Below are 25,920 nucleotides of genomic sequence, written 5' to 3' on the forward strand. Positions count from 1 at the left end.
CAACTCGACTGCGTGAAGTCGGAATCGCTAGTAATCGCGAATCAGAATGTCGCGGTGAATACGTTCCCGGGCCTTGTACACACCGCCCGTCACACCATGGGAGTGGGTTGCACCAGAAGTAGCTAGTCTAACCTTCGGGAGGACGGTTACCACGGTGTGATTCATGACTGGGGTGAAGTCGTAACAAGGTAGCCGTAGGGGAACCTGCGGCTGGATCACCTCCTTAATCGACGACATCAGCTGCTTCATAAGCTCCCACACGAATTGCTTGATTCATTGAAGAAGACGATAGAAGCAGCTTTAAGCTCCAAGCTGATAGCTCCAAGCTAACAGTTACAAGCTCGAAATTGGGTCTGTAGCTCAGTTGGTTAGAGCGCACCCCTGATAAGGGTGAGGTCGGCAGTTCGAATCTGCCCAGACCCACCAATTTTGTTATGGGGCCATAGCTCAGCTGGGAGAGCGCCTGCCTTGCACGCAGGAGGTCAGCGGTTCGATCCCGCTTGGCTCCACCATAAACTGCTTCTGAAAGCTTAGAAATGAGCATTCTGCTTGAATGTTGATTTCTAGTCTTTTGATTAGATCGTTCTTTAAAAATTTGGGTATGTGATAGAAAGATAGACTGAACGTTACTTTCACTGGTAACGGATCAGGCTAAGGTAAAATTTGTGAGTTAAATTGCAAATTTTCGGCGAATGTCGTCTTCATAGTATAACCAGATTGCTTGGGGTTATATGGTCAAGTGAAGAAGCGCATACGGTGGATGCCTTGGCAGTCAGAGGCGATGAAAGACGTGGTAGCCTGCGATAAGCTTCGGGGAGTCGGCAAACAGACTTTGATCCGGAGATCTCTGAATGGGGGAACCCAGCCATCATAAGATGGTTATCTTGTACTGAATACATAGGTGCAAGAGGCGAACCAGGGGAACTGAAACATCTAAGTACCCTGAGGAAAAGAAATCAACCGAGATTCCCTTAGTAGTGGCGAGCGAACGGGGACTAGCCCTTAAGTGGCTTTGAGATTAGCGGAACGCTCTGGAAAGTGCGGCCATAGTGGGTGATAGCCCTGTACGCGAAAATCTCTTAGTCATGAAATCGAGTAGGACGGGGCACGAGAAACCTTGTCTGAATATGGGGGGACCATCCTCCAAGGCTAAATACTACTGACTGACCGATAGTGAACTAGTACCGTGAGGGAAAGGCGAAAAGAACCCCGGAGAGGGGAGTGAAATAGATCCTGAAACCGTATGCGTACAAGCAGTGGGAGCAGACTTTGTTCTGTGACTGCGTACCTTTTGTATAATGGGTCAGCGACTTATTTTCAGTGGCGAGCTTAACCGAATAGGGGAGGCGTAGCGAAAGCGAGTCTTAATAGGGCGTCTAGTCGCTGGGAATAGACCCGAAACCGGGCGATCTATCCATGGGCAGGTTGAAGGTTAGGTAACACTGACTGGAGGACCGAACCGACTACCGTTGAAAAGTTAGCGGATGACCTGTGGATCGGAGTGAAAGGCTAATCAAGCTCGGAGATAGCTGGTTCTCCTCGAAAGCTATTTAGGTAGCGCCTCATGTATCACTGTAGGGGGTAGAGCACTGTTTCGGCTAGGGGGTCATCCCGACTTACCAAACCGATGCAAACTCCGAATACCTACAAGTGCCGAGCATGGGAGACACACGGCGGGTGCTAACGTCCGTCGTGAAAAGGGAAACAACCCAGACCGTCAGCTAAGGTCCCAAAGTTATGGTTAAGTGGGAAACGATGTGGGAAGGCTTAGACAGCTAGGAGGTTGGCTTAGAAGCAGCCACCCTTTAAAGAAAGCGTAATAGCTCACTAGTCGAGTCGGCCTGCGCGGAAGATGTAACGGGGCTCAAACCATACACCGAAGCTACGGGTATCACGTAAGTGATGCGGTAGAGGAGCGTTCTGTAAGCCTGTGAAGGTGAGTTGAGAAGCTTGCTGGAGGTATCAGAAGTGCGAATGCTGACATGAGTAACGACAATGGGTGTGAAAAACACCCACGCCGAAAGACCAAGGTTTCCTGCGCAACGTTAATCGACGCAGGGTTAGTCGGTCCCTAAGGCGAGGCTGAAAAGCGTAGTCGATGGAAAACAGGTTAATATTCCTGTACTTCTAGTTATTGCGATGGAGGGACGGAGAAGGCTAGGCCAGCTTGGCGTTGGTTGTCCAAGTTTAAGGTGGTAGGCTGGAATCTTAGGTAAATCCGGGGTTCTAAGGCCGAGAGCTGATGACGAGTTACCTTTTAGGTGACGAAGTGGTTGATGCCATGCTTCCAAGAAAAGCTTCTAAGCTTCAGATAACTAGGAACCGTACCCCAAACCGACACAGGTGGTTGGGTAGAGAATACCAAGGCGCTTGAGAGAACTCGGGTGAAGGAACTAGGCAAAATGGCACCGTAACTTCGGGAGAAGGTGCGCCGGTGAGGGTGAAGGACTTGCTCCGTAAGCTCATGCCGGTCGAAGATACCAGGCCGCTGCGACTGTTTATTAAAAACACAGCACTCTGCAAACACGAAAGTGGACGTATAGGGTGTGACGCCTGCCCGGTGCCGGAAGGTTAATTGATGGGGTTAGCTAACGCGAAGCTCTTGATCGAAGCCCCGGTAAACGGCGGCCGTAACTATAACGGTCCTAAGGTAGCGAAATTCCTTGTCGGGTAAGTTCCGACCTGCACGAATGGCGTAACGATGGCGGCGCTGTCTCCACCCGAGACTCAGTGAAATTGAAATCGCTGTGAAGATGCAGTGTATCCGCGGCTAGACGGAAAGACCCCGTGAACCTTTACTATAGCTTTGCACTGGACTTTGAATTTGCTTGTGTAGGATAGGTGGGAGGCTTTGAAGCGTGAACGCCAGTTTGCGTGGAGCCATCCTTGAAATACCACCCTGGCAACTTTGAGGTTCTAACTCAGGTCCGTTATCCGGATCGAGGACAGTGTATGGTGGGTAGTTTGACTGGGGCGGTCTCCTCCTAAAGAGTAACGGAGGAGTACGAAGGTGCGCTCAGACCGGTCGGAAATCGGTCGTAGAGTATAAAGGCAAAAGCGCGCTTGACTGCGAGACAGACACGTCGAGCAGGTACGAAAGTAGGTCTTAGTGATCCGGTGGTTCTGTATGGAAGGGCCATCGCTCAACGGATAAAAGGTACTCCGGGGATAACAGGCTGATACCGCCCAAGAGTTCATATCGACGGCGGTGTTTGGCACCTCGATGTCGGCTCATCACATCCTGGGGCTGAAGCCGGTCCCAAGGGTATGGCTGTTCGCCATTTAAAGTGGTACGCGAGCTGGGTTTAGAACGTCGTGAGACAGTTCGGTCCCTATCTGCCGTGGACGTTTGAGATTTGAGAGGGGCTGCTCCTAGTACGAGAGGACCGGAGTGGACGAACCTCTGGTGTTCCGGTTGTCACGCCAGTGGCATTGCCGGGTAGCTATGTTCGGAAAAGATAACCGCTGAAAGCATCTAAGCGGGAAACTTGCCTCAAGATGAGATCTCACTGGGATCTTGAATCCCCTAAAGGGCCGTCGAAGACTACGACGTTGATAGGTTGGGTGTGTAAGCGCTGTGAGGCGTTGAGCTAACCAATACTAATTGCCCGTGAGGCTTGACCATATAACACCCAAGCAATTTGCTTAAGAAGCGAGTTGCGGTGTGTGAAGACGAAACAAACCGAAAGTTTGCACAACACACAAATCTATTACATACCCATTCGCTGGCACGTTGCACAAGCAACGGACTGGCTACCGAATTTCTTGACGACCATAGAGCGTTGGAACCACCTGATCCCATCCCGAACTCAGAAGTGAAACGATGCATCGCCGATGGTAGTGTGGGGTTTCCCCATGTGAGAGTAGGTCATCGTCAAGATTAAATTCCGAAACCCCAATTGCGAAAGCAATTGGGGTTTTGTTTTTGCGCGGAGAAAAGCTGCAGCGGTTTCTCTTGTGCTGTTTGCTCGCTCCGGCTGCCACCACCCCGTGACAGTGCTAAGGTTCCGGCCTAGCTTTTTGTATTCTCCAAGGAAGCCCTTATGCCGGACGCCTCGTCCCTCACCCCAGGTTTTATGGTGGTTCACGGTAACCGCCTGGACGAGTTGCGCAGCCTGGTGGTCAGCTGGATGCGGCGCTACCCGCTGGCTCCTCTGGAAAATGAAATCGCCCTGGTGCAGAGCAATGGCATCGCGCAATGGCTGAAGTTGGCCCTGGCTGAAGATCCTGAAGAGGACGACTCCGGCGGTTGCGGTATTGCCGCCGCCATCGATGTGCAATTGCCTGGCAGCTTCATGTGGCAGCTTTATCGCCTGGTATTGGGACGCGATGAAATCCCGCCTAAATCCCTTTTGGACAAAGCCCCGCTGACCTGGCGTCTGATGCGCCTGCTGCCAGAACTGATCGATGAGCCCCACTTCGAACCCCTGCAGCGCTTCCTGACCCACGACAGTGATTTGCGTAAACGCTACCAGCTGGCAGAGCGCCTTGCCGACCTGTTCGACCAGTACCAGGTCTATCGGGCCGATTGGCTGGAGGACTGGGCCGCTGGACGCCATTCACTGCGTAACGTTCGTGGCGAAGCCAAAGCCCTGACCCCGGCCAACTGCTGGCAAGCCGAACTGTGGCGAGCACTGCTTCTGGATGTGGGTACCGAAGGCATGGCCCAGAGCCGAGCCGGAGTCCACCAACGCTTTATCGAGCGGATCAATAACCTGGATCAAGCCCCTGCTGGCCTGCCGTCACGGGTGATCGTTTTCGGTATTTCTTCCTTGCCGGCCCAGGCCTTGGAGGCTTTGGCCGGATTGGCCCGTTTCAGCCAAGTCCTTCTCTGTGTGCACAACCCCTGTCGCCATCACTGGGCGGATATCGTTGCCGACAAGGATCTGCTGCGCCATCAGTACAAACGCCAGGCGCGCAAAGCCGGTATGCCACTGGCCCTGGACCCGCAAACCCTGCACCAGCATGCCCATCCGTTGCTGGCCGCCTGGGGCAAGCAGGGCCGTGACTACATCAACCTGCTGGACAGCTACGACGACCCCAACAGTTATCGCGCGGCTTTCCGCGATGGCCGCATCGACCTGTTCAGCGACAGCCAGCCACGCACCATGCTTCAGCAGCTGCAGGACGATATCCTCGAGCTGCGTCCCCTCAACGAGACTCGCGAACTGTGGCCCGAAGTCGATCTCCAGCAGGACCAGTCGATCCGTTTTCACATTGCTCACAGTGCCCAGCGCGAGGTGGAAATCCTCCACGACCAGCTCCTGGCACGCTTCAGCGCCGAGCCCGACCTGCGGCCTCGCGATGTGATCGTCATGGTCCCCGACATCGACAGCTACGCCCCGCATATCCGTGCGGTATTCGGCCAGTTGGAGCGTGATGACCGACGTTTCATTCCCTTTACCCTCACCGACCAGGGACAGCGCGGTCGCGACCCGTTGCTGATCGCCGTCGAACACCTGCTCAAACTCCCGGACAGCCGCTTCCCGGTCAGTGAGATTCTCGACCTGCTGGACGTCCCGGCATTGCGTGCGCGTTTTGGTGTCGATGAAGCCGACCTGCCCACCTTGCACCGCTGGATCGAAGGTGCCGGCATCCGTTGGGGCATGAACGCCGAACAACGTGCCGAATTGGGACTGCCCCAGGAGCTTGAGCAAAACAGCTGGCGTTTCGGCCTGCGCCGAATGCTCCTGGGATATGCGGTCGGCCGCTCCGATGCCTGCGACGGCATTGAGCCTTATGACGAAATCGGCGGCCTGGATGCCGCGCTGATCGGCCCCTTGGTCGCACTGCTGGATGCCCTGCAGATCGCCTACCAGCAACTCACCCAGCCTGCTGTGCCAGCCCAATGGGGCGAGCGCCTGCAGCACTTGCTGGAACAGTTCTTCCTGGCTAGCACCGAGCATGACGATTACCTGTTGGGCCAGCTCGAGGACCTTCGGGAAAACTGGCTGGAAACCTGCGACTCCGTCGGTCTGCAAGATCAATTGCCCCTGACCGTGGTGCGTGAAGCCTGGCTGGCGGGCCTTGATCAGGGCCGCTTGTCCCAGCGCTTCCTCGCCGGCGCCGTGAATTTCTGCACCCTGATGCCGATGCGCGCAATCCCCTTCAAGCTGGTGTGCCTGCTGGGCATGAATGACGGTGACTATCCACGGGCGCAACCGCCTCTGGACTTCGACCTGATGGGCAGCGACTACCGCCCCGGCGACCGTTCCCGACGCGAAGATGACCGCTATCTGCTGCTCGAAGCGTTGCTCTCAGCCCGGGACCAACTCTATGTCAGTTGGGTTGGCCGCAGCATCCGCGATAACAGCGAACGGCCTGCCTCGGTGCTGATCGGCCAGTTGCGCGATCATCTGGCCGGCGGCTGGCGATTGGCCGATGCGCAGCAATCCCTGCTCGAGGCCCTGACCCAGGAGCACCCGCTGCAGCCCTTCAGTGCCCGCTACTTTCATGACAATGACGTCCTGTTCAGTTACGCCCGGGAGTGGCAGGTATTGCATCAGGCCCCGGCAGAAACCGGCACCACCGAACGCCTTGAGCCTTATGTACAGGAGGAGCCCTTGAGCCTGGCCCAGTTGCAAGATTTTCTGCGCAACCCGGTACGGCACTTTTTCAGCCAACGGCTCAAGGTGTTTTTTGAAGCCATGGAAGCACCACTGGCTGACGAGGAGCCCTTTGTCCTCGACGCCCTGCAACGCTACAGCCTCAGCGACAGCTTGCTGGAGGCCGCATTGAGTGATGCCGCACACCCGGATCAGGCCTTGCAGGCCCAGGCGCAAAGGCTGCAAGCCAGCGGCCTGTTGCCCATGGCCGGTTTCGGCGAGTGCCTGCAACGCGAACTCATGGAACCCCTGCCGGACTTGTTGCAGCGCTACCGGCAACTGCTGGATCTGTGGCCAACCCCGGTTACCAGTGCATTGCCTGTCAGCCTGGAATTGCAGGGCGTGCGCCTGGAAGGCTGGTTGAGCCACCTGCATCAACGGGCGGATGGCGGACTATTGGCCGTGACCACCATTCCCAACGGCATAGGTTCGCTCAAAACCCGCAAATGGCACCGCTTGATCAAGCCCTGGATCAACCATCTGCTGGCCTGCGCCAGCGGTTACTCCCTGACCACTGCGTTGGTGGCCAGCGATGACAGCCTGCTGTTACCGCCGTTGGAACAGGATCAGGCTCGGGCGATCCTCGGCAATCTGCTGCTGGCCTGGCAATCGGGTATGCGGCAGCCATTGCCGGTGGCCGTCAAGACTGCCTTCGCCTGGCTGGCCCAGACCGATCCTGACAAAGCCGCTGCCGCGGCCCGCAAGACCTACGATGGCGATGGCCAGAACAGTGAAGGCGAGCGTCGAGAAAGTCCGGCATTGGCTCGGCAATTCGCCGACTACAACGCCCTGATCGCTGATGAAACCTTCAGCGGCTGGGCCGAGACACTCTATCGCCCCCTGCTGGACGCCCCCTGGCGTTCAGCCCTCGGCGAGGAGGCCGGCGCATGACTCAACAAGTCCCTCTGGCCCTGGCCTTCCCGCTACGGGGTAGCCAACTGATCGAGGCCAGTGCCGGCACCGGCAAGACCTTCACCATCTCCGCGCTCTATCTGCGTCTGGTGCTGGGCCACGGTGGCGAGTCCGCAGGCTTTGGTCGCGAATTGCTGCCACCGCAGATCCTGGTGGTGACCTTTACCGATGCGGCCACCAAGGAGTTGCGCGAACGCATCCGCACCCGTCTGGCGGAGGCCGCACGCTTCTTCCGTGACGAAACCAGCGCCCCCGACAGCCTGATCGTCGAGCTGCGGGAGCAGTACTCCGCCGAACAATGGGCCGCCTGCGCCAACCGCCTGGACATCGCCGCGCAGTGGATGGATGAGGCTGCCGTCTCCACCATTCACAGCTGGTGCCAACGCATGCTCCGCGAGCACGCTTTCGACAGCGGCAGCCTGTTTACCCAGACCCTGGAGACCGACCACAGCGATCTGCTGGGGCAGGTGCTGCGTGATTACTGGCGCTTGTTCTGCTATCCGATGCAGGGCGATGCGCTCAACTGGGTGCGCTCCAACTGGGTCGGCCCGGCCCAATTGCTGCCCCGGGTGCGGGCGATGTTCGGCAGCGAGCGTCGTGAGCCGTCGGAACAGACCCCCAGTGAATTGATCGAAGCCTGTCTGCAGGAGCGTCGGGAAGCGCTGGTGCAGCTCAAGGCGCCCTGGCGGCAATGGGCGGTGGAGTTGCGGGAGATCTGTCTGCAAGGCGTTGCCAGCAAGAGTGTCGACGGCCGCAAGATGCAGGCTCGTTTCTTCGAGCCCTGGTTTGAAAAGATCACGGCCTGGGCCGAGGACGAATCCGTTGAGCAGTTGGATATTGGCACCGGCTTCACCCGCCTGACCCCAGACGGAATGAGCGAGGCCTGGAAAGGTGAAGCTCCGCAGCACCCGGGGCTCGATGCCATGGCTGGACTCAAGGCCAGCCTCGACGCCTTGCCCAGCCCGGACGCCGCGGTCCTGCAGCATGCTGCGCAGTGGGTCGGTGCGCGTTTTGAAGAAGAGAAGCGTCGCCGCGCCGAAATGGGCTTTGACGATATGTTGCTGCGTCTGGACAGCGCCCTGCAAAGCGACGGCGGCGAGCGCCTGGCGACTTTGATCCGCGAGCAGTTTCCGGTGGCCCTGATCGACGAGTTCCAGGACACCGATCCGGTGCAGTACCGGATCTTCGAAAGCATCTACCGCATCGAGGCCAACGACCCCGAAACCGGGCTGTTCCTGATTGGCGACCCCAAACAAGCGATCTACGCCTTCCGTGGCGCCGACATCTACACCTACCTGCGGGCCCGCCAGGCCACAGCGGGACGCTTGCATACCCTGGGCACCAACTTTCGTTCCAGCCAGGCCATGGTCAGTGCGGTCAACCATGTGTTCCTGCAAGCCGAACAGCGCCAGCAAGGGCAGGGGGCCTTCCTGTTTCGCGAAGAGGATGGCGAGAATCCGGTGCCCTTCCTGGCGGTAGCCGCTCAGGGCCGCAAGGAGCGCCTGCAGGTGGATGGCCAAGCGGTGCCAGCGCTGAACTTCTGGCAACTGCCTTCGGAGCAACCGCTGTCCGGGGCCCAGTATCGTCAGCAGCAGGCCGCGGCCTGTGCCAGTGCCATTGTCGATCTGCTCAATGGCGGTCAGCAGGGGCGCAGTGGTTTTGCCCGCGATCAGCAGGAACTCAAGGGGTTGTTGCCGGCGGATATCGCCATTCTGGTCCGCGACGGCAAGGAGGCCCAGGCGGTGCGCGGTGAACTGGCCGCCCGCGGGGTGCGCAGCGTGTATCTCTCGGACAAGGACTCGGTGTTCGCCGCCCAGGAAGCCCGGGACCTGCTGGTGTGGCTCAAGGCTTGCGCCGAACCGGATGTGGAGCGTCCGCTGCGGGCCGCCCTGGCCTCCCTGACCCTGAACCTGTCCCTGGTGGAACTGGAGCGGCTGAACCAGGACGAATTGGCCTGGGAAGCCCGAGTCATGCAGTTCCGCGGATACCGCACGATCTGGCGCAGCCAGGGCGTGCTGCCGATGCTCCGACGCTTGCTCCATGACTTCCAACTGCCCCAGGCGCTGATGGCCCGCAGCGACGGCGAGCGGGTGCTGACCAACCTCCTGCACCTGTCTGAGTTGTTGCAGCAAAACGCTGCGGAACTGGACGGTGAGCAGGCACTGATCCGCCATCTGGCCGAGCATCTGGCGTTGTCCGGGCAGGCCGGTGAAGAGCAGATCCTGCGCCTGGAAAGCGACGAGCAACTGGTCAAGGTGGTGACCATCCACAAGTCCAAGGGCCTGGAATACCCCTTGGTGTTCCTGCCCTTCATCTGCTCCACCAAACCGGTGGATGGCAGTCGCCTGCCGCTGCATTACCACGATGCTGCCGGTAAGGCCCAGGTCAGTTTGCGACCGACGCCGGAGCTGATCGCCCAAGCCGATGAGGAACGTCTGGCGGAAGATCTGCGTCTGCTCTACGTGGCCCTGACCCGGGCCCAGCATGCCTGCTGGCTGGGAGTGGCCGATCTCAAGCGCGGCAACCACAGCAGCTCGGTGTTGCACTTGTCGGCCCTGGGCTACCTGCTTGGCGGCGGTGCCCTGTTGGGCGAGTCCAAGGGATTGCTGCGCTGGCTCCTGGACTTGCAGCAAGGCTGTGAGGCCATCGGTGTCAGCGAGCTGCCTGCGGCCGATGACCAGCGCTTTTACCCGCCGCGCAATGACGCCAGGCTGCTGGCCCCGTTACAGCCGATTCGACGGGCGGCGGAGAACTGGTGGATCGCCTCCTACAGTGCCTTGCGCATCAGCGATACCTTGGGCAGCGGTAGCACCGAAGCACCGGAAAATCCCCAGGCACAGAAGCTCTTCGACGATGAGCGGCTGGACCCCGAGGCCCCTCGGGAAGTCGTCGCCAGTGGTGGTGATATTCACCGGTTTCCCCGGGGCCCGAACCCCGGCACCTTCCTCCACGGTCTGCTGGAATGGGCCGGGGAGGAGGGTTTTGCCGCCGCCCCCGCGGTGATCGAGGATGCCATCGCCCGCCGTTGCAATCGTCGCGGCTGGCAAGGCTGGATTTTGACCCTCAGCGATTGGCTGCAGCACTTGTTGCAGGCGTCCCTGCCTGTGGGGGATGGGCAACCGCCAGTGGTGCTGGGGCGACTGACCCAGTACCGGGTCGAAATGGAGTTCTGGTTTGCCAGCCACAAGGTCGACGTGCTCAAGCTCGACGAGCTGGTGCGCCAGCAGACCCACCAGGGCGCGCCTCGGGTCACCGCCGAGCCGGTGCTGCTCAATGGCATGTTCAAGGGCTTCATCGACCTGACATTCGAACATCAGGGCCGCTATTACGTGGCCGACTACAAATCCAACTGGCTGGGCGTGGACGACGCGGCCTACACCGAGCAGGCCATGGAGCAATCGATTCTCGACAACCGCTACGACCTGCAATACGTGCTCTACCTGCTGGCGCTGCATCGGCAGTTGAAGGCCCGGTTGGCGGACTACGATTACGATCGGCACATCGGCGGCGCCTTGTACCTGTTTTTGCGTGGCAGCCGTTCCGCGAGCCAGGGCGCGTACTTTGCCCGGCCGCCACGGCAGTTGATCGAACGCCTCGACCGCATGTTCCAGGGCCAGCCCGAGCCGCCCAAGGCCGAGCCCGCCTGGGAACAGGGAGTGCTGTTATGACCCAGGATCTGTTTGCCCAGTTGGCCGAGCCGCCAGCGCCCCAGTTAGCGCTGGCGCCCCTGGCTCGCGCCGAAGACCTGCTGTTGTTGCTTGAGCGCTGGGTCGAGCGCGGCTGGCTGCGGGCCCTGGACAAGGCTTTTGTCGGCTTCCTCCATGAGCTGGACCCCGGCTGCGATCCGTTGGTGCTCATGGCCGCGGCCCTGACCAGTCACCAGTTGGGTCATGGGCATGTCTGCCTGGACCTGTTCGAAACCCTCAAGGAGCCGGACTTCGCTCTGTCGCTGCCGCCGGAAGGGGATTCGCAAGGCGGTGCCACGGTGCTGCCTTCCCAGGTGTTGGCGAATCTGGAGGGGGCTCACTGGTGCAAGGTCCTGGCCGGCAGTCGGTTGGTGGCCCTGTCGGCTGATCACGGCGAGGCGTCCCAGCAGCGGCCGTTGGTGCTGTCCGGAAAGCGCCTGTACCTGCGGCGCTACTGGGCCTATGAACGGCGGATCGACAACGCCCTGCGCCAGCGCCTGGCGTCGACGGAAGCGACTCCGGAGAATCTGGCCCAGCGCCTGGACGGGCTGTTTGGCCCGGCCAAGGCTGCCGGGCCCATCGATTGGCAGAAACTCGCCTGTGCCCTGGCGACCCGAGGCGCCTTCAGCATCATCACCGGTGGCCCCGGCACGGGCAAAACCACCACCGTGGTGCGTCTGCTGGCGTTGCTCCAGGCCCCGGCGGTGGAGGCGCGCAAACCCTTGCGCATTCGTCTGGCGGCGCCCACTGGCAAAGCCGCGGCCCGCCTCACCGAGTCCATCAGCCTGCAAGTGCGGTCCCTGGCAGTCGCCGACGAGGTACGGGAAAAGATCCCCAGCGAGGTGACCACGGTGCACCGCTTGCTGGGCAATCGCCCGGGCACCCGGCATTTCCGCCACCACGCCGGCAACCGCCTGCCCCTGGATGTGCTGGTGGTGGACGAAGCTTCGATGATCGACCTGGAAATGATGGCCAATCTGCTGGACGCCTTGCCCATTCATGCCCGCCTGGTGCTGTTGGGGGACAAGGATCAACTGGCGTCGGTGGAGGCGGGGGCGGTGCTCGGTGACCTGTGTCGCGATGCCGAGGCCGGCTGGTACAACCCGCAGACTCGCGCCTGGCTGGAAGCGGTCAGCGCTGAGAACCTGGGCGCCAGCGGCTTGCAGGAAGACACCGGGCACCAGCATCCCCTGGCACAGCAGGTGGTGATGCTGCGCCACTCCCGGCGCTTCGGCGAAGGCAGTGGCATTGGCCAGCTGGCGCGCTGGGTCAATCAACAACAGGCCGAGGAGGCCCGGCGCCTGCTGGCGGCTCGCAGCCATGCGGACTTGTACAGCCTGAGTCTCAAGGGCGAGCAGGACAGAGCCCTTGAGCGCCTGTTGCTGGAAGGCCACGGCGAGGGGCCACAAGGCTATCGGCATTACCTGAATGTGCTGCGCAGTCAGCGTCCACCCGCGGACACCGCCCTGGAAGACCGCCGCTGGACCGATTGGGCGCGCAACGTCCTGCAGGCCTTCGATCGCTTCCAGTTGCTCTGTGCCGTGCGCAAGGGGCCGTGGGGTGTCGAAGGATTGAACCTGCGGATCACCCAGGCATTGTTCAAGGCTCGGCTGATCGACAGCGACCAGCAATGGTACGAAGGTCGTCCCGTGCTGATGACCCGTAACGACTATGGTCTGGGCCTGATGAATGGCGATATTGGCATCGCCCTCCAGCTGCCGGAACATGAGGGGCCGCAAGCCGGGCGCCAGGTGCTGCGGGTGGCTTTCCCGCGCAACGATGGCCAGGGCGGGGTACGCCTGGTACTGCCGAGCCGGCTCAATGACGTGGAAACGGTCTACGCCATGACCGTGCATAAGTCTCAGGGGTCGGAGTTCGCCCATACTGCGCTGATCCTGCCCGACGCCCTGAACCCGGTGCTGACCAAGGAATTGATCTATACAGGAATCACCCGGGCCAAGGATTGGTTCAGCCTGATCGAGCCTCGGGCTGGGGTGTTTGAAGAGGCGGTGCGGCGCAAGGTCAAGCGCCTTAGCGGGTTGATGCTGGAACTGGACTGAGCACTGCGTTGCTGTCCAGTGCCCAGCACCGTATTGGGGCGCTGGGCTCGCTGCATTTTCCCGGGCTGTGCTATCGTTGCGGCATCATTTCCGTGAAATTCAAAGAGAATCCCTGCATGGACGTGGCTGTCTTCAGGACAGAGCGCATTTTGGGGTGGAGGCAGTGTGTACTGTCGACCATTCTTTGCCTGTTCAGTCTGCTTGCCATTGCGCAGCCTGAGCTGTCAGCCTCTACCAGCCTGGCGGAACAGCGGGCCAAGGCAGTGACGCAAGTGGTGTTGGGTATCCTCAGCTACGCTCGCTGGCCGGTGGAACCTGCAGAACTGCGCCTGTGCGTGGTGGGCCCGACCGAATACACCGACGATCTGCTCAAGGGCACTACTCAGGCTACCGGCCGTCCGGTGCTGGTGCGTCGCCTGTTGGCCAGCAGCCCGGCAATCGTCAGTGAGTGCGACTCGGTCTATGTCGGCAAACTGAGCAACGATGAACGGAGCCGCCTGTTCAATTCGCTGATCGGCCAACCCGTGCTGAGCATCAGTGAGGGGGGCGACCAGTGCACCGTTGGCAGCCTGTTCTGCCTGCGGGTCAGCGACAACCAAGTGTCGTTCGAGGTCAACCTGGATTCAGTGGCCCGCAGCGGGGTGAAGATCCATCCCAGCGTGCTGCAACTGTCGCGTCGTCGCCCGGCGGCGCCATGAAGCTGTTCAAGCCCAACGCCCGCCCGACCCTGCGGTCGGTTATAGGTCGCGGTCACCTGATCGTCGCCCTGTTGGCGATCTCCATGGCCAGCCTGTCCCTGACCTTCCTCGGGGTCCTGGCATTGCGCGTCTATGCCGATCACAACCTGCACCTGATTGCCCGGTCCATCAGCTACACCGTGGAAGCGGCCGTGGTGTTCAACGACAGTGTGGTGGCCACCGAGGCCCTGGCTCTGATTGCCTCAACCGAAGAGGTGGCCGATGCCAAGGTCTATGACAACCAGGGCCGTCTGCTGGCCAGTTGGCAACGTCCGGAAAGCGGTCTGCTGACCCGCCTGGAAATGCACGTTGCCAGTGCGATCCTGGAAAAGCCCATCAGCTTGCCGATTCTTCATCAGAACCGAGAAGTGGGCAGCGTCAACGTCACCGGCCATGGCGGCAGTCTGCTGCGCTTTCTGCTCAGTGGTCTGGTGGGTATCGTGCTTTGTACGGCCTTGAGTGCCTGGGTGTCGCTGTACCTGGCACGCCGGCAACTGCGGGGGATCACCGGGCCCTTGCGCAGCCTGGCGGAAGTGGCCCACGCGGCGCGGCGCGAGCGGGCCTTCGATCAGCGGGTACCGCCTGCGGAAATCGCTGAACTGGACAACCTCGGCAACGACTTCAATGCCCTGCTCGATGAGCTGGAGGCCTGGCAGACTCACCTGCAAAGCGAGAATGAGACCCTGGCTCACCAGGCCAGTCACGACAGCCTGACCGGCCTGCCCAACCGGGCGTTTTTCGAGGGGCGGCTGATTCGTGCACTGCGCAGCGCCAACAAGCTCAACGAGCGCATGGCGGTGCTGTTTCTCGACAGTGACCGGTTCAAGGAAATCAACGACAACTTCGGCCACGCCGCGGGTGATGCGGTGCTGGTGGCGGTGGCCACGCGAATTCGCGCGCAGCTGCGTGAAGAGGATCTGGTGGCCCGGCTGGGCGGCGACGAATTCGCCGTGCTGCTCAGCCCGCTGCACCGGGTTGAAGATGCCCAGCGCATCGCAGACAAAATCATCCACAGCATGGACGTGCCGATTCAATTGCCTGGCAACCTGTCGATCATGACGTCGCTGAGCATCGGCATTGCCGTGTACCCGGATCATGGCGTGACGCCCGGCAGCCTGTTGAACGCTGCCGATGAGGCCATGTACCACGCCAAGCGCGGTTCGCGAGGCGGGCAACACACAGTGGGGGCGGAGCTCCCTATCGTTCAGGTTCAAAACAGGAGCTAATTCCCTTGTTCTCAATGACGCAACGTACGGTTCGACTGTTCAGCACCCTGGTATTGATGGCCCTCTTGGCCCTGACCGGTTGCCAGAGCGTGCCGCCCAAAGGTCTGACCCCGAAACAGATCGCGGTACTGAAACAGGAGGGCTTCGAACTGACGGATGAAGGCTGGGCCTTCGGCCTGTCGGGCAAGGTGCTGTTTGGCAGCGATGTGGAAACCCTGAACCAGGCCAGCACCGAGATCGTCCAGCGCATTGGCAAGGCCTTGCTCAGTGTGGATATCCAGAAGGTCCGGGTCGACGGCCATACCGACGCTTCGGGCAAGGAAGCCTATAACGTGCAGCTGTCCATGCGCCGGGCCAAGAGCGTGGTCAAGGTGCTGACCCAGGTCGGCATGCGTGAAGAGAACATCCAGCTGCGCGGTCTGGGCAGCAGCGAGCCGGTGGCTTCCAACAGCACCGCAGCCGGGCGCACCGAGAACCGCCGGGTGTCGATCGTGGTGATCGCCGACTGATCGGCGATCCACATTTTCGCGGCTTTAGCTTGGCGGTCGCTAAAGATCAGGGGGCGGCGAACAGCATGCTGCGACTGTCCCCCATGAGCAGCGGGCGATTCTGCTCGGTCACCTCGCGGATGTAATCCCACAACAGGGTGATGCGCTTCAATTTGCGCAGGTCTTCGCGGCAGTACATCCAGAATTGCCGGGTCAGGTTGATCTCCTTGGGCAGTACTGGCAGCAGCCGCGGGTCCTGGGCCGCCAGGAAGCACGGCAGGATCGCCAGCGAGCGGCCCTGCTGCGCCGCCACGTACTGGGCGATGACGCTGGTACTGCGCAGGTTGGCGCTGGCCCCGGGCACCACATTGGCCAGGTACAGCAGCTCGGAACTGAACGCCAGGTCGTCCACGTAGCTGATGAATTGATGTTCCCCCAGGTCGCTGGGGCGGCGGATCGGCGGGTGACGGTCGAGGTATTCCTGGGTGGCGTACAGCTGCAGGCGGTAGTCGCACAGCTTGCAGCACACGTAGGGGCCGTGCTCCGGGCGTTCCAGGGCGATGACGATGTCCGCCTCGCGCTTGGACAGGCTGATGAAGTGCGGCAGCGGCAGGATGTCCACTGAGATCGCCGGGTACTCATCGAGGAAGTGGCTCAACTGCGGGGTGATGAAGAAGCTGCCGAAGCCCTCGGTGCAGCCCATGCGCACATGCCCGGACAACGCCACCCCGGAACCCGAGACCTGCTCGCAGGCCATGTGCAGGGTGCTTTCGATGGACTCGGCATAACCCAGCAGGCGCTGGCCCTCGGCGGTCAGAACAAAACCGTTGGTGCGGGACTTTTCGAACAACAGGGTGCCCAGGGCGGTTTCCAGCGAACCGATGCGCCGCGACACCGTGGTGTAGTCCACCGCCAGGCGCTTGGCCGCGCTGCTGGCCTTGCGGGTGCGCGCCACTTCGAGGAAAAACTTCAGGTCGTCCCAGTTCAGGGTGCTCAGCGAGGTGATGTTTTTTTGCATGTTGGACCGGATTTTATGTGCGTTCTTATTAGGAATTTGCACATCTATACTCCAAAAACCGTCCGACACCAACTCGCGACAGCCCCTCTTTCAAGGCGTTTGCCCGCCTTGGTTCCCTGCATAAGAACTCAAGAAGTCAGGAGACCCCATGAACGCATCCCTCAAGCCCGACGGCACCACCCTGCAACAGGTCAAATTGCTGATCGACGGTGAATGGGTCCAGTCCCAGAGCCAGGAATGGCACGACATCGTCAACCCGGCGACCCAGGAAGTGCTGGCCAAGGTGCCCTTTGCCACCGCCGCTGAAGTCGATGCCGCGATCGCCGCCGCCCAGCGCGCCTTCCAGACCTGGAAACTGACTCCGATCGGCGCGCGGATGCGCATCATGCTCAAGCTCCAGGCCTTGATCCGTGAGCATTCCAAGCGCATTGCCGCAGTCCTCAGCGCCGAACAGGGCAAGACCCTCGCCGACGCCGAGGGTGACATCTTCCGCGGCTTGGAAGTGGTGGAGCATGCCTGCTCCATCGGCACCCTGCAGATGGGCGAGTTCGCCGAGAACGTCGCCGGCGGTGTGGACACCTATACCCTGCGCCAGCCGATCGGTGTGTGCGCCGGGATCACCCCGTTCAACTTCCCGGCGATGATCCCGCTGTGGATGTTCCCGATGGCCATCGCCTGCGGCAACACCTTCGTCCTCAAGCCTTCCGAGCAGGACCCGCTGTCCACCATGCTGCTGGTGGAGCTGGCGGTGGAAGCCGGGGTCCCGGCCGGCGTGCTCAACGTGGTGCACGGCGGCAAGGACGTGGTGGATGCGCTGTGCACCCACAAGGACATCAAGGCGGTGTCCTTCGTCGGTTCGACCGCGGTCGGCACTCACGTCTATGACCTGGCGGGCAAGCACGGCAAGCGTGTGCAATCGATGATGGGCGCGAAGAACCACGCCGTGGTGCTGCCCGACGCCAACCGCGAACAGACCCTCAATGCCCTGGTGGGCGCCGGCTTCGGCGCGGCCGGTCAGCGGTGCATGGCCACCTCGGTGGTGGTGCTGGTGGGCGCCGCTAAACAATGGCTGCCGGACCTCAAGGCCCTGGCGCAGAAACTCAAGGTCAACGCCGGCAGCGAGCCGGGCACCGATGTGGGCCCGGTGGTGTCCAAGCGCGCCAAGGCGCGGATTCTGGAGCTGATCGAAAGCGGCGTGAAAGAAGGCGCCAAGCTGGAGCTCGATGGCCGCGGCATCCAGGTCCCGGGCTACGAGCAAGGCAACTTCATCGGCCCGACCCTGTTCTCCGGGGTAACCACCGATATGCAGATCTACACCCAGGAAATCTTCGGCCCGGTGCTGGTGGTGCTGGAGGTCGACACCTTGGATCAGGCCATTGCCCTGGTCAACGCCAACCCCTTCGGCAACGGCACCGGCCTGTTCACCCAGAGCGGGGCGGCGGCACGCAAGTTCCAGAGCGAAATCGACGTTGGCCAGGTCGGTATCAACATCCCGATTCCGGTGCCGGTGCCGTTCTTCAGCTTCACCGGCTCCCGCGGCTCCAAGCTCGGCGACCTGGGCCCGTACGGCAAGCAAGTGGTGCAGTTCTACACTCAGACCAAGACCGTCACCGCCCGCTGGTTCGACGATGACAGCGTCAACGACGGTGTGAACACCACCATCAGCCTGCGTTGAGGAGCCTGACATGAACATTGCATTTATCGGCCTGGGCAACATGGGCGCACCCATGGCCCGCAACCTGATCAAGGCCGGGCATCAGCTGAACCTGTTCGACCTCAACCAGAGCGTGCTGGCGGAGTTGGCGCAACTGGGCGGGCGCGTTGCTGCCTCGCCCAAGGCGGCTGCCGAAGGTGCCGAACTGGTGATCACCATGCTGCCGGCTGCGGCCCATGTGCGCAGTGTGTGGCTGGGTGAAGACGGGGTGCTGGCAGGGATTGGCCGTGGTGTCCCTGCGGTGGACTGCAGCACCATCGACCCGCAGACCGCTCGTGAAGTGGCCGCTGTGGCTGCCAAGCAAGGTGTGGCCATGGCCGATGCGCCGGTGTCCGGCGGCACCGGTGGTGCACAGGCCGGGACCCTGACCTTCATGGTCGGCGCCAGTGCCGAGCTGTTCGCCACCCTGCAGCCAGTGCTGGCGCAGATGGGGCGCAACATCGTGCATTGCGGCGAAGTGGGCACCGGGCAGATCGCCAAGATCTGCAACAACCTGCTGCTGGGGATTTCGATGATCGGTGTCAGCGAAGCCATGGCCCTGGGGGATGCCCTGGGCATCGATACCCAGGTGCTGGCGGGGATCATCAACAGCTCCACCGGCCGTTGCTGGAGTTCCGATACCTACAACCCGTGGCCTGGAGTGATTGAAACCGCCCCTGCGTCCCGGGGCTACACCGGCGGCTTTGGTGCCGAGCTGATGCTCAAGGACCTGGGGCTGGCCACCGAGGCCGCGCGCCAGGCGCATCAGCCGGTGGTGCTCGGCGCCGTGGCCCAGCAGCTGTACCAGGCCATGAGCCAGCGTGGGGAAGGCGGCAAGGACTTCTCGGCCATCGTCAACAGCTACCGCAAGCCGCAGTAAGGCAAAGATTGTGTAGGCGCTGCTGCAGGCTGCGAACGGCTGCGCAGGAGACGCAGCGATCTCAAAGCGGGATAGCGCCAAGCAAGGCCCTGCGGTCCTTTTCGCAGCTTCGCGGGCTCAGCAGCGGCTACAAGGATAGGTGTAGCCGCTGCCGCAGGCTACGAACGGCCCGAAGGGCCGCAGCGATTTCAAGTCTGGCGAAGATTGGTATTAAACGCGGCCCCTTCAGCCGGGGCGTTTGCGGGAATCTGCGTCGGGCAGGTTCCCGCTTTTTTGTGGGTTCAGTTCGGGCGATTGGCAGCGGTGTGCGGGGGAGGGTTGAGACGGGTGTCGAGGCCGAAGCGTTCCTGGATCACCACCTGGTACAGCCCTTTGGCCAGCAATGGATTGATCAGAATGTTCCAGCTGTGCCGGGACACTGATGAGGGCACCAGCACGAATGGATGGTCGGCCAGCAACTGGTCGGCGAATTTCTGCTGGCCGGCACTGGGGATGCCCGGGATCAGCCAGTTGGGATTGGGCAGGCTGCGTTCATCCACGCGGTAGATGGCCGACGGGTCCTGGATCAGGGCGCCAGTGAGGACATGGGGCACGTTATCCAGTGCGGCAAAGCCCTTGTGCACCGCCACTTCCAGAATCGCCGTGGCCGGATCGGCGCTGCCATACACGGCCTTGACCCCTTTGGAGTTCCAGCGGCCGCCGCACAGCTCGGCACCGATGCCACTGTCCCAGCTATCGGCGTGCCGGGCGGCGTCCAGTCGCCAGAAATGAATCTCGCTGCTGCCCGGAATACTGATCACTGATAGACCCCGTATTCCAGGCGGGTGAGGAACTCGTCCACCAGTTCGAAGCCGATGGGGTTGGTCAGCAGATCCACCGGTTTATGACCGTCGAGGCCCATCACCGGCTTGGCCATCCAGTCCTGTGCCTCTTCACTGCTGCCGAAGACGTCCTGGGCCTTGGCCAGCACCTGGGCAAAGCGTACCGCGCGGGCACTCTGCTCCGGGTTCAGGGGTTCGTCCGGGGTTTTCAGGCGCCGATGCAGGGTGCGTTCGGAGAGGCCGATGATCTTGGCCAGGACCTGTTCGTCCTTGAGCATGGGGACCGAGGAGACGAACTTGATGATCGCCGTCAGGGGGATGCCTTCCTCGGTCAAGCGATAGATCGAAATGCGGTCGTCAAACCGTGCCCGGCCACCCAGGAGGATGTCCGCAGACTGTTCTTTCAATACCAGTTTGCCCCGCCGCTTGGGGGCAATGCCGGTGCCTGTCAGCGCAACCATGAGTACTACTCCTGCCTTTGCCATTTGGCAGTGATTATATAGACATTTGGCGGAGCGCGTTGTGTTCAATGGCAATGCCGGAAGGGGAGCCCGGGTCGAAGGGGCCCCCCGGTGTGTTCTGACTCAGGCGAACACGAAGTATTTGCGCACGGTTTCCACCACTTCCCAGGTGCCTTTCATCCCGGGTTCCACCACGAAGATATCGCCGGCACGCAAGTGGATGGGATCGCGGCCATCCGGGGTGATCACGCAGTACCCTTCCTGGAAATGGCAGTACTCCCACTTTTCATAGGCCACCCGCCACTTGCCCGGGGTGCAGATCCAGGTGCCCATGATCTTGCTGCCGTCCTCGCTGGTGTAGGCGTTGAGGTTGACGGTGTGGGGATCGCCCTCGAGTTTTTCCCACTTGCAGGCGTCGAGGACGGGCAGAGGGTGGGTATCGCGCAGAACGGTAATGGGTTGCGACATGCTGTGCTCCTAGCGGGCAGAGAACTGAAGATGCACCCTATAGCGGCCCACGTTCAGGGGGATGTCTGTTCTCGACCTCGGGGTATCCAGAAGCGCAATGCGAGAGTCGCTGCCGGCTGGGGGATAACGGGCGGCTGGCGCTTGAAACATTCCCTCGACAAAGGGCGGTTTTTTAGCAGGATTTGCGAAATATCTGACGATGCCCGAGTTATTTCGCAAGAATCTTTACTGGTATCGCTCGTATCATTCAGTCCGGAGTGACCGAGAGCCGCACGAATGGAAAATACACCACGCTGGTGGGATATCAGCCCGCCTTTGAGTACCGCGACCCCGACCTGGCCGGGGGACACACCGTTTCAGGAGGAGCGCGTCTGGCAGTTCGGGCCCGAATGCCCGGTGAATGTCGGGCGCGTAACCCTGTCGCCCCACACTGGCGCCCATGTCGACGCGCCCCTGCATTACCGGCCGGATGGCCTGCCCATCGGCGAGGTGTCGCTGGATGTCTACATGGGCCCGTGCCGGGTCCTGCATTGCCTGGACAGCGGCGCCCTGGTGCAGCCTGAAGCCGTGCTCGGACGCTTGGACAACTTGCCTGCGCGAGTCTTGCTACGCACTTATCCACAGGCGCCGCTGAGCACGTGGGACCCGGACTTTACCGCGGTAGCTCCAGCCACCATCGAACTGCTGGCCAGCCTCGGCGTGCGCCTGATCGGTATCGACACCCCGTCCCTCGATCCCCAGCAGTCCAAGACCATGGATGCTCATAACACCGTGGCCCGTCACGGCATGGCGATCCTTGAGGGGATAGTCCTGGATGAGGTGGCCGAAGGCGACTACGAACTGATTGCCCTGCCACTGCGCTTTGCCCACCTGGATGCCAGTCCGGTGCGGGCGATCCTGCGCCCCCTGGCCGATTGATTCCTACAATAAATACACAGCTGGCCGTCCGCGCCGTTGTGCATCCCGGCCCGGGTTGCACAGCCTGCGGGTGGTAACCGCTGCCTGAGGCGAGGAGCCCACGCCATGAGCCAATGTCCTTTTTCAAGCAACCCACCGGATGAATGGCATAACGCCGAGCTGAATTTCTCCGATTCCATGAGCTACGGCGACTACCTGGACCTGGGGCGTATTCTCAGCGCCCAGCATCCGCTGTCGCCGGATCACAACGAAATGCTCTTCATCATCCAGCACCAGACTTCGGAGCTGTGGATGAAGCTGATGCTTCATGAGCTCAAGGCCGCCCGCGAGCAGGTGCGCCAGGGCCAGTTGCCCCCGGCGTTCAAGATGCTGGCGCGGGTCTCGCGGATCTTCGACCAACTGGTGCACGCCTGGGCCGTGCTGGCCACCATGACGCCGTCCGAGTACAAGTCGATCCGCCCGTACCTGGGCCAGTCCTCGGGCTTCCAGTCGTTCCAGTACCGGGAAATCGAATTCATCCTCGGCAACAAGAGCGCGGCCCTGCTGCGGCCCCACGCCCACCGTCCCGAGCTGCTGCAGTCCCTGGAAGAATCGATTGCCACGCCGTCCATGTATGACGAAGCGATTGCCCTGATGGCTCGCAGCGGCTTGAGCATCGACCCCGCGCGCCTGGCCCTGAACAGCAGCACCACGACTCAGCATGACCCGTCGGTGGAGGCGGCCTGGCGCGAGGTATACGCCAACCCTTCGGCCTATTGGGACCTGTATCAGTTGGCGGAAAAGTTCATCGACCTGGAGGATTCCTTCCGCCAGTGGCGCTTCCGTCACGTGACTACGGTGGAGCGCATCATCGGCTTCCAGCCTGGCACCGGCGGCACCGAAGGCGTGGGCTACCTGCGCAAGATGCTCGACACCGTGCTGTTCCCCGAGTTGTGGCGAGTGCGATCCTCGCTCTGATCCGCAAAACGCTCCGCCTGCCGGGGCGTTTTCATTTGCCTGCCGGCGTCTGATTGCCTGAATCCCTAATGTCGCCGCAGCCGCAGGCTGCGATCGCCTGCGCGCAGACGCGCTCTTGAGGTCTGGAAGGTCCTGCGGACCTTAGCGCAGCCTGCGGCAGCGGCTACAGAGGTCGTTGCAGAGCGGTAGGCATTGGCGACAGTTGCGCTCTGGAGATAAAGTGGCTGCCTTCAGCGCAGACTTTTTACTCTCCCAGGCAGACCACATGTCCCGGACCTTCGAGCTTGAAACCCTCAAGATGCGCCTCAGCGACCCTGAGTTCCGCCCTCTGGACCTGCACCAGCGCATCCAGCGTGCATTGCGCGGGCTGATCCTCGATGGCGCCCTGGGGCCTGGGGTGAAGTTGCCGGCCAGTCGGGCCCTGGCCAAGTCGCTGGCGGTCTCCCGGGACACCGTGGAAAACGCCTATGTGCAGTTGCAGCGCGACGGTTTTATCCAGCGCCGCGAAGGTTCGGGGAGTTATGTTTGTGAAGCCATCGGTGCCCAGCTACGCGGCTCGGTCCGCCGCCGCCAGCAGTTGCAGGGGCAGCCTGGGCACAGCCGAGAGCCTGGGGCGGGCCTGAGCCGGCGCGGCGCGCTGCTGTTGCAAAGGGGCGGCGTCAGCGATCAGCAGGCCGTCACCGCCTTTGCTACCGGGCTGCCGGAAACCCGCAGCTTCCCGCTGGATGTCTGGGAACGCCTGCAACGCCAGGCGCTGAAGGATTACCGCGCCAATGTACTGCTGCATGGCGATCCCCAGGGTGCGCTGCCCCTGCGCAAGGCCATTGCCGCCTACCTGAACCTGGAACGCGGAGCCAAGGTGCAGCCCGAGCAGATCCTGGTGCTGAGCAGTACCCGCCAGGCGCTGTTTCTGTGCGCGCAACTGCTGGTGGACGCCGGCAAGCCGATCCTGTTGGAGAACCCGGGCTACTTCGGCGCACGCAAGGCATTCGAGGCCGCCGAGGCGCGCATCGTGCCCATCGACGTCGACAGCCAGGGCATTCGCACCGACCTGCTGCGGGCCGACCGCAGTGGCGCCCGCTGTGTCTATGTGACGCCGTCCCACCAGTACCCCACGGGCGTCACCCTGTCCCTGGAGCGCCGCCTGGAACTGACCCGCTGGGCCGCCGAGCAGGAGAAATGGATCATCGAGGACGACTACGACAGCGAGTTCCACTACGACGGTTTGCCCACCGCCTGTGTCCAGGGCCTGGACCCGTATCAGCGCACCCTTTACATCGGCACCTTCAGCAAGACCCTCTACCCGGGCCTGCGCATGGGCTACATGGCCCTGCCCAGCGAGCTGGTGAACGCCTTCAGCGCGGCCCGCAGCATCATGGACGGGCACACGCCGCAGATCCTCCAGCTGACCTTGGCGCGGTTCATGGAGGAGGGGCACTACAACGCCCATGTGCGGGCCATGCGCAAGCTGTACGCCGAGCGTCGGCAAGCCATGCTCGATGCCATCGGGCGGCATTTGCAGGGCATTGCCGTGGCCTTGCCGCCACCGGGCGGGTTGCAGATTCCTTGCCTGCTGGAGCCCGGCTGGAGCGAAGCGTTGACCCAGCAACGAGCCGCCAGGGCCGGCATCCAGTTACCAGGGCTCAGCCGGCTGTATGCCGGGGAGCACAAGCAGCCAGGTTGGTTGCTGGGCTACGCCTCGCTCAGCGCCCATGAAATCGAAACGACCATGGCACGCCTGGCCCAGGCCCTGAGAAAGGCCTAGCCAGGCGCTGGCCTTCAGGGTTTGACGGTACGGGCGGTCAACAGAGTGGCCCGGCCATGGATCAGCAGGTGCGCGGTCAAGCCGGCCACCAGCCCCCAAAAGGCACCGCCGACCCCGAGCAGGGTGACGTTGGCCGCGGTGGCGAGGAAGGTGATCAGCGCGGTTTCCCGGGTGGCCGCGTCGGCCATGGCATTGGCCAGGCTGCCGCCGATGGCCCCCAATAGCGCCAGGCCCGCCAGGGCGCTGATAAAGGTCTTGGGCAGCACCATGAACAGGCTGGCCAGGGTCACGCCGAAGGTGCCCACCAGGATGTAGAACAGCCCGCAGGCGATACCGGCGATGTAGCGTTTTTTCGGGTCAGGATGGGCGTCCTTGCCGGTACAGATCGCCGCGGTAATGGCCGCCACGTTGAAGGCATGGGCGCCGAACGGTGCCATCAGCAGCGAACCCAGGCCGGTGACCGTGAGCACTGGATTGGCGCTGGTGCTGTAGCCGTCATTGCGCAACACCAGCATGCCGGGCATGTACTGGCCGGTGAGGGTGATGACGAACAGCGGCAAGGCCACTCCGAGCAAGGCCTGCAGGGAGAACTGCGGCGCGGTGAATACCGGCACGGCCAGGCTCAAGTGCACGGCAGAAAAGTCGATCCGCTGCTGAGCGATGAGCAGCCCCAGGCCGATGACCAGGATGCCCACCACGGCAAAGCGCGAGGTGAAACGCCGCAGCAGGGCGTAGGACACCAACAGCACTGTCACCAATAGCGGGTCGGCGCTGGCGCCGCCAAAGGCATTGATCCCGAACTGCAGCAGAATGCCCGCCAGCAGGCCGGCGGCAATGCCCTTGGGGATCATCCGCACCAGTTTGTCGAAGGCCCCGCAGCCGCCGAGGATGATGAACCCCAGGGCCGAGATCAGGTAGGCGCCGATCACCTCGGCGTAGGGCGTGAAGGGCATCACCGTGGCCAGGAAGGCCGCGCCGGGTGTGGACCAGGCAGTGATGATCGGCGCTCGGTAACGCAGGCTCAGCCACAGCCCGGTCAGGCCGACACCGACCGACACTGCCCAGACCCAGGACGCGGTCTGGGCCGCTGACAGGCGCGCCAGCTCGGCGGCCTGGAACACCAGGACAAAGGTTCCGCCGTAGTTCACCAGCACTGAAATCAGCGCCGCCACGGTGGGCGAGAAAACATCGGTCCAGCGCAGGCTTGTCGCCGTTCTGTTCATCA

Annotated in this window: 16 protein-coding genes, 2 tRNA genes and 3 rRNA genes (1 of these 21 only partly in view); 16 read left to right on the forward strand and 5 right to left on the reverse strand. The window is 61.9% G+C overall.

Annotation, left to right across the window (positions count from 1 at the left end; genetic code table 11):
* The 11 genes from DWF74_RS19720 to DWF74_RS19770 form a co-directional block, all read left to right on the forward strand.
* Window positions 1–226, forward strand: a 16S ribosomal RNA gene (locus DWF74_RS19720) (it extends 1,313 nt beyond the left edge of the window).
* Between the two features lie 123 nt (window positions 227–349).
* Window positions 350–426, forward strand: a tRNA-Ile gene (locus tag DWF74_RS19725).
* Window positions 427–436: 10 nt separating this feature from the next.
* A tRNA-Ala gene (locus DWF74_RS19730) sits at window positions 437–512 on the forward strand.
* A gap of 221 nt (window positions 513–733) precedes the next feature.
* Window positions 734–3,625: ribosomal RNA gene (locus DWF74_RS19735) — 23S ribosomal RNA — on the forward strand.
* A 139-nt stretch (window positions 3,626–3,764) separates the two neighbouring features.
* A 5S ribosomal RNA gene (gene rrf / locus DWF74_RS19740) occupies window positions 3,765–3,880 on the forward strand.
* Together the 16S, 23S and 5S rRNA genes with 2 tRNA genes alongside form the textbook arrangement of a ribosomal RNA operon.
* Before the next feature lie 163 nt (window positions 3,881–4,043).
* A complete protein-coding gene (gene recC / locus DWF74_RS19745) occupies window positions 4,044–7,496 on the forward strand; it encodes an exodeoxyribonuclease V subunit gamma (protein ID WP_115581545.1) in 3,453 nt (1,150 codons plus the stop codon).
* A complete protein-coding gene (gene recB, locus DWF74_RS19750; protein WP_115581546.1) occupies window positions 7,493–11,185 on the forward strand; it encodes an exodeoxyribonuclease V subunit beta in 3,693 nt (1,230 codons plus the stop codon). Before recC ends, recB begins: the two co-directional genes overlap by 4 nt.
* Window positions 11,182–13,263, forward strand: coding sequence for an exodeoxyribonuclease V subunit alpha (gene recD, locus DWF74_RS19755; RefSeq protein WP_102861013.1), 2,082 nt, complete (start codon window positions 11,182–11,184; stop codon window positions 13,261–13,263). Before recB ends, recD begins: the two co-directional genes overlap by 4 nt.
* Window positions 13,264–13,379: 116 nt before the next feature.
* Window positions 13,380–13,961: a YfiR family protein gene (locus DWF74_RS19760; RefSeq protein WP_115582465.1), complete on the forward strand. Its 582-nt coding sequence runs from the start codon at window positions 13,380–13,382 to the stop codon at window positions 13,959–13,961.
* On the forward strand, window positions 13,958–15,226 hold the full coding sequence (locus DWF74_RS19765) for a diguanylate cyclase domain-containing protein (protein ID WP_102861014.1): 1,269 nt from the start codon (window positions 13,958–13,960) through the stop codon (window positions 15,224–15,226). The genes DWF74_RS19760 and DWF74_RS19765 overlap by 4 nt, the downstream gene beginning before the upstream one ends.
* Window positions 15,227–15,240: 14 nt before the next feature.
* Entirely contained in the window at window positions 15,241–15,735 is a 495-nt protein-coding gene (locus tag DWF74_RS19770; RefSeq protein WP_102861015.1) for an OmpA family protein, read from the forward strand.
* Between the two features lie 46 nt (window positions 15,736–15,781).
* Here DWF74_RS19770 and DWF74_RS19775 read toward each other — a convergent pair whose 3' ends face one another.
* Entirely contained in the window at window positions 15,782–16,732 is a 951-nt protein-coding gene (locus tag DWF74_RS19775; protein WP_115581547.1) for a LysR family transcriptional regulator, read from the reverse strand.
* 148 nt (window positions 16,733–16,880) lie between these two features.
* Here DWF74_RS19775 and DWF74_RS19780 point away from each other — a divergent pair, with 148 nt between their 5' ends.
* Window positions 16,881–18,407 (forward strand): CoA-acylating methylmalonate-semialdehyde dehydrogenase, encoded by a 1,527-nt coding sequence (locus DWF74_RS19780; RefSeq protein WP_115581548.1) that lies wholly within the window; start codon window positions 16,881–16,883, stop codon window positions 18,405–18,407.
* 10 nt (window positions 18,408–18,417) lie between these two features.
* Entirely contained in the window at window positions 18,418–19,305 is an 888-nt protein-coding gene (gene mmsB / locus DWF74_RS19785; RefSeq protein ID WP_102861018.1) for a 3-hydroxyisobutyrate dehydrogenase, read from the forward strand.
* A 281-nt stretch (window positions 19,306–19,586) separates the two neighbouring features.
* On the opposite strand, the gene DWF74_RS19790 is transcribed toward mmsB, so the two are convergent.
* The 3 genes from DWF74_RS19790 to DWF74_RS19800 form a co-directional block, all read right to left on the reverse strand.
* Complete coding sequence (locus tag DWF74_RS19790; RefSeq protein WP_102861019.1) at window positions 19,587–20,105, reverse strand: RES family NAD+ phosphorylase; 519 nt, start codon at window positions 20,103–20,105, stop codon at window positions 19,587–19,589.
* Entirely contained in the window at window positions 20,102–20,587 is a 486-nt protein-coding gene (parS, locus tag DWF74_RS19795) for a type II RES/Xre toxin-antitoxin system antitoxin (RefSeq protein ID WP_102861020.1), read from the reverse strand. The genes DWF74_RS19790 and parS overlap by 4 nt, the downstream gene beginning before the upstream one ends.
* A 123-nt stretch (window positions 20,588–20,710) precedes the next feature.
* Window positions 20,711–21,055: a cupin domain-containing protein gene (locus DWF74_RS19800; protein ID WP_102861021.1), complete on the reverse strand. Its 345-nt coding sequence runs from the start codon at window positions 21,053–21,055 to the stop codon at window positions 20,711–20,713.
* Window positions 21,056–21,331: 276 nt separating this feature from the next.
* On the opposite strand from DWF74_RS19800, the gene kynB reads away from it, so the two are divergent.
* The 3 genes from kynB (at window position 21,332) to DWF74_RS19815 (ending at window position 24,695) form a co-directional block, all read left to right on the forward strand.
* Window positions 21,332–21,973: an arylformamidase gene (gene kynB / locus DWF74_RS19805; RefSeq protein ID WP_102861022.1), complete on the forward strand. Its 642-nt coding sequence runs from the start codon at window positions 21,332–21,334 to the stop codon at window positions 21,971–21,973.
* A gap of 105 nt (window positions 21,974–22,078) precedes the next feature.
* Window positions 22,079–22,930, forward strand: a complete 852-nt coding sequence (gene kynA, locus DWF74_RS19810) for a tryptophan 2,3-dioxygenase (RefSeq protein ID WP_115581549.1) — start codon at window positions 22,079–22,081, stop codon at window positions 22,928–22,930.
* A gap of 265 nt (window positions 22,931–23,195) precedes the next feature.
* Window positions 23,196–24,695, forward strand: a complete 1,500-nt coding sequence (locus DWF74_RS19815; RefSeq protein WP_115581550.1) for a PLP-dependent aminotransferase family protein — start codon at window positions 23,196–23,198, stop codon at window positions 24,693–24,695.
* Between the two features lie 14 nt (window positions 24,696–24,709).
* Here the strand turns inward: DWF74_RS19815 and DWF74_RS19820 are convergent, their stop codons facing one another.
* Window positions 24,710–25,918, reverse strand: a complete 1,209-nt coding sequence (locus tag DWF74_RS19820; RefSeq protein ID WP_115581551.1) for a benzoate/H(+) symporter BenE family transporter — start codon at window positions 25,916–25,918, stop codon at window positions 24,710–24,712.
* Window positions 25,919–25,920: the final 2 nt, after the last annotated feature.

This window comes from Pseudomonas protegens (genome assembly GCF_003363755.1).
Lineage (GTDB): Bacteria > Pseudomonadota > Gammaproteobacteria > Pseudomonadales > Pseudomonadaceae > Aquipseudomonas > Aquipseudomonas danubii.

Bases quoted from the DNA above. Each gene is read 5' to 3' on its own strand.
- recC (WP_115581545.1), top strand. From the start codon at position 4,044: ATGCCGGACGCCTCGTCCCTCACCCCAGGTTTTATGGTGGTTCACGGT.
- recB (WP_115581546.1), top strand. From the start codon at position 7,493: ATGACTCAACAAGTCCCTCTGGCCCTGGCCTTCCCGCTACGGGGTAGC.
- recD (WP_102861013.1), top strand. From the start codon at position 11,182: ATGACCCAGGATCTGTTTGCCCAGTTGGCCGAGCCGCCAGCGCCCCAG.
- DWF74_RS19760 (WP_115582465.1), top strand. From the start codon at position 13,380: ATGGACGTGGCTGTCTTCAGGACAGAGCGCATTTTGGGGTGGAGGCAG.
- DWF74_RS19765 (WP_102861014.1), top strand. From the start codon at position 13,958: ATGAAGCTGTTCAAGCCCAACGCCCGCCCGACCCTGCGGTCGGTTATA.
- DWF74_RS19770 (WP_102861015.1), top strand. From the start codon at position 15,241: ATGACGCAACGTACGGTTCGACTGTTCAGCACCCTGGTATTGATGGCC.
- DWF74_RS19775 (WP_115581547.1), bottom strand. From the start codon at position 16,732: ATGCAAAAAAACATCACCTCGCTGAGCACCCTGAACTGGGACGACCTG.
- DWF74_RS19780 (WP_115581548.1), top strand. From the start codon at position 16,881: ATGAACGCATCCCTCAAGCCCGACGGCACCACCCTGCAACAGGTCAAA.
- mmsB (WP_102861018.1), top strand. From the start codon at position 18,418: ATGAACATTGCATTTATCGGCCTGGGCAACATGGGCGCACCCATGGCC.
- parS (WP_102861020.1), bottom strand. From the start codon at position 20,587: ATGGTTGCGCTGACAGGCACCGGCATTGCCCCCAAGCGGCGGGGCAAA.
- DWF74_RS19800 (WP_102861021.1), bottom strand. From the start codon at position 21,055: ATGTCGCAACCCATTACCGTTCTGCGCGATACCCACCCTCTGCCCGTC.
- kynB (WP_102861022.1), top strand. From the start codon at position 21,332: ATGGAAAATACACCACGCTGGTGGGATATCAGCCCGCCTTTGAGTACC.
- kynA (WP_115581549.1), top strand. From the start codon at position 22,079: ATGAGCCAATGTCCTTTTTCAAGCAACCCACCGGATGAATGGCATAAC.
- DWF74_RS19815 (WP_115581550.1), top strand. From the start codon at position 23,196: ATGTCCCGGACCTTCGAGCTTGAAACCCTCAAGATGCGCCTCAGCGAC.
- DWF74_RS19820 (WP_115581551.1), bottom strand. From the start codon at position 25,918: ATGAACAGAACGGCGACAAGCCTGCGCTGGACCGATGTTTTCTCGCCC.